The sequence below is a fragment of the Desulfobulbaceae bacterium genome, from assembly GCA_013792005.1.
In the GTDB taxonomy this organism is placed as follows: Bacteria; Desulfobacterota; Desulfobulbia; order Desulfobulbales; family VMSU01; genus VMSU01.
In genome coordinates this window covers 1-5,876 of record VMSU01000054.1, presented here as the reverse complement: position 1 = coordinate 5,876, position 5,876 = coordinate 1, and the positions used below count along the sequence as shown (strand labels likewise).

Genomic DNA, 5,876 nt, shown 5'->3' with positions numbered 1-5,876 from the left:
ACCGTGGGCCAACGGCGGGGGCTCGGCATCCCGGACGCCTCGCCGTGGTACGTGATTGGCCTCGACACGGACCGGAACCAGGTGATCATCGGCAAGGAAGAGGAGCTGTGGCAGGATACCCTCTCAATACGCGAGATGCATTGGGTCTCAGGTCACGAACCGAATCTGCCCCAGGCCTTTATGGTCAAGATCCGTTACCGTCATCAAGCCGCTCAGTCGCTGCTCAGCAGGCAGGGAGATTGTTATACCATCCGTTTTTCTGAGCCCCAGAGGGCCATAACCCCGGGGCAGTTCGCCGCGCTCTATCTCGGGGATGAGGTGATTGGCGGCGGGGCGATCCTGTGACTTTTGTAACTTAAGGTTATCAGTTTAGCGGTTAACAGTTGACGGTGGGGATCCTGTCAATAGCTGACTACCCACTGATACTAGTATTTCGATTCAATAAATCCATTACCATTCATGGTGAGCGTGTAGAACCGCGTGAACCGCCTTTTTTTAACTGTAAACCGATAACTGATTACCGTTAACCTAAATAGTTATCGGTTTTGAATCCTCCCATGCCTGAATCCGGAAAGAAAACTGTCGCGATCACCACTTTGGGCTGCAAGGTCAACCAGTATGAGTCGGCCTCCTTTGCCTCGCGTTTTACCGAGCAAGGGGTGGAGGTTGTCCCTTTTGGGGAGCTTGCTGATATCTACGTTATTAATAGCTGTGCCGTTACCGGTAAGGCTGGCGCTCAATCCCGGCAGCTGATCCGGCGGGCGCTGCGAGCGAATCCCGGAGCCCGGGTAGTGGTTACTGGCTGCTATGCCCAGATTGCTACTCAGGAGGTCTTGGAATTGGCGGATAGCCCTATCTGCGTGGTCGGAAACGAGAATAAACACTTGCTGGTGGATATTGCCCTTTCTCGGAGGATGTGCGATCTGGAGATCTATCTGGGCGACATCAGTAAGAAGAAGGAGATTTGTGATCTGCCGGTTCGTCGCTTTCCTGGTCGGACTCGCTGCTATCTGAAGATTCAGGACGGGTGTAATAATTTTTGCAGTTACTGTATTGTGCCGTATGCCCGTGGTCGGGTGCGCAGCCTCGTTCCCGAGCGGGTGATGGACCAGGTGGCGGTTTTTGTCCGGGAGGGGTACCGAGAGCTGGTGCTGACTGGGATCCATGTTGGGATGTACGGCCAAGATTTTGAGCCCAAAGGGTCGTTGCTGACCTTGGTTGAGCGTCTGGCTGGCGAGCAGTATGGCATGCGTTACCGGATCAGTTCGCTGGAGCCGGGAGAATTGTCCCGTGAACTCCTCGACCTGATGGCGGCCTCATCTCAATTCATGCCCCATTTTCATCTTCCCTTGCAGAGCGGTTCTTCATCGGTCCTTGGTCGGATGAACCGGAAATACACGGTGGAGGAGTTTGTTCAGGTGGTTGATATGGTCCTTGCCGTTATGCCGCACGCCGCCATTGGCCTTGATGTGCTCACCGGATTTCCGGGTGAGGATAATATCGAATTCGAGCAGACTCTGCGTCTGATTGAACGACTGCCAATCAGCTACTTGCATGTTTTTCCCTATTCCAAACGGCCAGGGACGCCCGCCGCGACCATGCCTGATCAGGTCCCGGCCCCGGTTAAGGAAGAACGGGCAGCGCGGCTAACCGCGCTCGGCAAAGAGAAGCGGCGGCTCTTTTATGGCCGCCAGCTTGACACGGTCCACCGGGTTTTGGTGGAAGGAAGCAAGAATCGCTATAAGATGCTTAAGGGGTTCACTGAAAATTATATCCCCGTTTATTTTCATGGTCCAGCCTCGTTGGAAAACGAAATTGTCGAGGTGGTGATTGAACAGGTCAAGGGTATCGATGTCTTTGGCCGTCTGGCCTGAGCGAAAACTTACGTTCAGGTTCAGATGGGCTAAGATGAGCGAATAAGGAGGAGTATCATGGATATTGTGTCATTGATTCCGTCCCCGGATGCCATTCCTGTTCACTGGTTGTGGTTGCAGCTGCCCCTTACCGTCACCACCTTCCTGCATCTCGTGGCCATGAATGTCGTTCTTGGTCTGGCCTGCATCGGTCTGAGTATCGCTGTCAAAGGAGATGCTGGCCAATTCCCCCTGCGGGACTCCATTGCCCGCACGTTCCCCTTCACTATCGCTTTTGCCATCAACTTCGGTGTTGCCCCTTTGCTTTTTGTTCAGGCCCTTTACGGGCAATTTTTCTATACCAGCTCCATCCTGATGGGGAGCTATTGGCTGGCTATCGTGCCGCTGCTGATGGTCTCCTACGTTGCCGCCTATATTGCCTACTTCTCCAATGATGGTTATGGCAGAGGTCCTTTGTTCATCGGTATTGCTGCTGGTGCTCTCTTGGTCATAGCCTTTCTTTTTTCAAACAATATCAGTCTGATGCAGATGCCAATAAGCTGGGGTCGGTACTTTGACGATCGAAACGGCTGGCTGCTCAATATCGCCGACCCGTCTCTTGTGCCTCGGTATCTGCATTTTGTCGCCTCTGGTCTGGCCATGGGGGGGCTGGCCATCGCCGTCTTTTTTGAGATCCGACAGCGTCGGGGTGATACAGGGGGCGGGAGTTGGATTCGGTACGGATGTCAGTGGTTTTCTTTGGCGACCATTGTCAATTTCGGGATTGGGGTTTGGTTCTTCGGTAGCCTGCCCTTGGCTACTCATGATCCGTCTACCCTGATCGGGAGTATGTTTTTGCTCCTCTTGGCCGGGTCGGTGGTCACTACGATCAAGGCCTTGGTCAATGCCCAATCTTACCGAGTTGCGCCGACCGTGGCATGGGCGCTGGCGACCGTCTTTTTGATGACCTTGGATCGCGATCTTTTGCGAATCGCTACTCTTAAGCCCTATTTCCGGCTCGGCGACCTGCCGGTTGCGTCCCAGTATTCTCCGTTGGCGCTTTTTCTGCTTGTGCTCGTAGGCGCCGGCTTGCTGATTCGGTGGATGCTGTTAACCGTGTGGCGGCGGGATAAGGAGGTGCGGTCATGAACTATCCAGTTTGGCAACTTGACTTTGCCGGAGGCGGCCTCCTGATCGCCCTGATTGCCACGATCCATGTTTTTATCGCCCAGTTTGCCGTCGGTGGCGGACTCTTTCTGGTTTTGACCGAGATCAAGGGGCGGCGAGAGAACAACCGGCAGATCCTTGAGTATGTACAGCGCCATGCGCGCTTTTTTCTGGTTTTGACCATGGTGTTGGGCAGCCTGACCGGAATCGGCATCTGGTTTACCATTTCCCTGCTCAGTCCTGCTGCCACTTCGACCCTGATTCACAACTTTGTTTTTGCTTGGGCTATCGAGTGGCTGTTCTTTCTGGTGGAGATTATTTCCATCTTTATTTACACCTATACCTTTGACCGGCTCACTGAGCGTGATCATCTGCGAGTTGGCTGGATCTATGCCGTAAGCGCCTGGTTGTCACTCTTTTTTGTCAGTGGTATCATCGATTTCATGCTCACGCCCGGCGCCTGGTTGCAAACCGGTTCGTTCTGGGACGGTTTTTTTAACCCCACCTTCTGGCCGGCGCTCTTTTTCCGGACCTTTCTCTCGTTGATCCTTGCCGGGTTGTTCGGGTTTTTGACTGCCTGCACGGTCAAAGAGGTGTTTGTGCGTCACTCCCTGATGCGATATTGTGCTACCTGGCTCCTGGTGCCTGTCGTGTTGCTGCTTGGTGCTGCCTGGTGGTACGCGTCGGCCCTGCCGCCTGAGGTGGGGGAGATGATTTTTCACCGCATGCCGTTTCTTACCCAGTATATTCGCCTTTTTGCGATCTGCTCGCCCTTGATTGTTCTTGGCGGTTTGATCATGGCTATCCGGATGCCGGCAGGTGTCAATCGAGTGTTTGCCGTGGTCATGCTGTTAATCGGCTTCTGCTACCTCGGGGCCTTTGAGTTCATTCGGGAGGGCGGCCGGCGGCCGTATATTATCCGCGACCATATGTACGCCAACTCGATTTTCAAGAAAGATATATCCTCCCTGGCTCAGACAGGCGTTATCAAGGCGGCGCGTTGGGTGGAACAGCGGCCTATAACCGATAGCAATCGTGTCCTGGTGGGCAAGGAACTGTTCATGACTCTCTGCCTGTCGTGTCACTCCATTGGCGGGCCAATGAACAATATTCTGCCGCGAACCGAACAGCTCGGGGTAAGGGAGTTGGATATGATTCTTGGCAGCATGGGCCGGGGATACCCGTATATGCCCCCCTTTATAGGCACGGCGGAGGAGCAGAGGGCGTTGACCGCATTTTTGACCACAGCCTTGCATAACCGTCGGGAAGAGCCGTGAGGTTGATTTTAGGGTTTGGATTCAGATACTTTAACGTTATTTTCATAGAGCAATGCGTGGAGAAATAATAGCTATTGGTGACGAGCTGACCTCGGGCCGAATCTTAAACATGACCAGCCATTTTGCTGCCCACCATCTGTTTGCCGTAGGGCATGAGATTGTGGCCATGGCCACAATCGGTGATTCGCCGGAATTGATTGGTTCTGCCTTGACCAAGGCCCTGGATCGTGCCGATTTCGTCATCGTTACCGGGGGCCTGGGGCCGACCAGCGATGATCTGACCAATGAGGCTGTGGCATCAGCGCTGAACCGCCCTGCAACACTTCATCCGGAAATCTTAGTTAAGATTGAGGCCTATCTTGTAGACAGTAAGGCAACCGGGGATCTGCGCAGCCGTGGCGTGAGTTTGGAAAAATTGGCCTGGCTGCCGGCCGGGGCTGAAGTCTTGAAACCTGAAGCCAGTATGGCAGGGTACTTTCTGGTCCATGCCGGGAAACCAATTTTTTTCCTCCCTGGTGTCCCTCATGAGATGAAGGAGCTGTTGACCGATAGCGTCATTCCTCGGTTGGCCGCTTGGCAGCAGGAGGAGCGTCGCTTTGTGCGTCAACTTCTCTACCGGATCTTCGGAATGCCGGAGTCTGAAGTCAATCATCGGGTCAGTCACCTGGAGGCTCATAACTCCATGATCAGACTGGGCTATTATCCGGTTTTTCCGGAAGTCCACCTGAACTTGACCGCCATCGGTACCAGTGAAGAGGAAACCGACAGTCTGTTTGTCCTTGTTGATCAGATGATCAGGGAAGCTATCGGCAGCAGTCTCTACGGCACTGGGGAAGATACTATGGCTACGGCGGTTGGTCTGTTGCTTCGAGAGCACGGTCTGACCCTGGCCTTGGCTGAATCGTGCACCGGGGGTCTGATCTCGCATTTGGTCACCACCGTGCCAGGCAGTTCCGGTTATTATTTGGGTGGGGTTTGTGCGTATAGTAATGCTATGAAGATTAAGTTTCTTGCTGTCGATCCTGAGTTATTGGCGCGACACGGTGCGGTCAGCGGGGAGGTAGCAGAGGCTATGGTCAGGGGTGTTTGTCAGGCCACCGGGGCTGACCTGGGAGTGTCGGTTACCGGAATTGCCGGACCAGATGGCGGCCGCGCAGAGAAACCCGTTGGCACAGTATTTTTCGGCATTGCTTGGAAGGGGGCGGTCAGCCATTGCCGGCGCATTTTTTCTGGCAAACGTGAGGAGATTCAATGCTTGAGCGCCCAGACTGGATTGGACCTGATCCGGCGCAAACTGCTTGAGGAAAAATACTCTTTGGAGTAAAAGCATCCGGGGTGTTGGAGCCTCATTTGTCGGGGAATTCTCGTGCGCAACAACAATGGTGCCCATCCTACGCCTTTGCATGGCGAAATTATAAATTTTTCGACTTGTTACAAGTTTGATGGTCTCGCAAAAAGTCACGGGATGGCTAAGCAAAAGGGCCGATATACAAGGCGCAGTGTGCTTTTGCGAATGAGGCCACACATATGGTGTGCCGAATGAGCAAAAGTGCGCTGCAACGCAGTAGATCGGGCTTTT

Annotated in this window: 5 protein-coding genes; all 5 read left to right on the top strand. The window is 53.8% G+C overall.

Annotation, left to right across the window (positions count from 1 at the left end; translation table 11 throughout):
- The coding region (locus tag FP815_03180) for a tRNA 2-thiouridine(34) synthase MnmA (GenBank protein MBA3013939.1) at positions 1-345 on the top strand (345 nt) is incomplete at its 5' end.
- Positions 346-557: 212 nt separating this feature from the next.
- On the top strand, positions 558-1,874 hold the full coding sequence (gene mtaB / locus FP815_03175) for a tRNA (N(6)-L-threonylcarbamoyladenosine(37)-C(2))-methylthiotransferase MtaB (GenBank protein MBA3013938.1): 1,317 nt from the start codon (positions 558-560) through the stop codon (positions 1,872-1,874).
- 57 nt (positions 1,875-1,931) lie between these two features.
- A complete protein-coding gene (locus tag FP815_03170; protein MBA3013937.1) occupies positions 1,932-3,002 on the top strand; it encodes a hypothetical protein in 1,071 nt (356 codons plus the stop codon).
- Positions 2,999-4,297 carry a cytochrome C gene (locus FP815_03165; GenBank protein ID MBA3013936.1) on the top strand — a complete coding sequence of 433 codons (1,299 nt, stop codon included), beginning with the start codon at positions 2,999-3,001 and terminating at the stop codon, positions 4,295-4,297. The genes FP815_03170 and FP815_03165 overlap by 4 nt, the downstream gene beginning before the upstream one ends.
- A 52-nt stretch (positions 4,298-4,349) precedes the next feature.
- Complete coding sequence (locus FP815_03160; protein MBA3013935.1) at positions 4,350-5,621, top strand: CinA family nicotinamide mononucleotide deamidase-related protein; 1,272 nt, start codon at positions 4,350-4,352, stop codon at positions 5,619-5,621.
- Positions 5,622-5,876: the final 255 nt, after the last annotated feature.

Excerpts from the sequence above, each read along its gene's own strand:
- FP815_03165 (MBA3013936.1), top strand. The coding sequence starts at position 2,999 with ATGAACTATCCAGTTTGGCAACTTGACTTTGCCGGAGGCGGCCTCCTG.
- mtaB (MBA3013938.1), top strand. The coding sequence starts at position 558 with ATGCCTGAATCCGGAAAGAAAACTGTCGCGATCACCACTTTGGGCTGC.
- FP815_03160 (MBA3013935.1), top strand. The coding sequence starts at position 4,350 with ATGCGTGGAGAAATAATAGCTATTGGTGACGAGCTGACCTCGGGCCGA.
- FP815_03170 (MBA3013937.1), top strand. The coding sequence starts at position 1,932 with ATGGATATTGTGTCATTGATTCCGTCCCCGGATGCCATTCCTGTTCAC.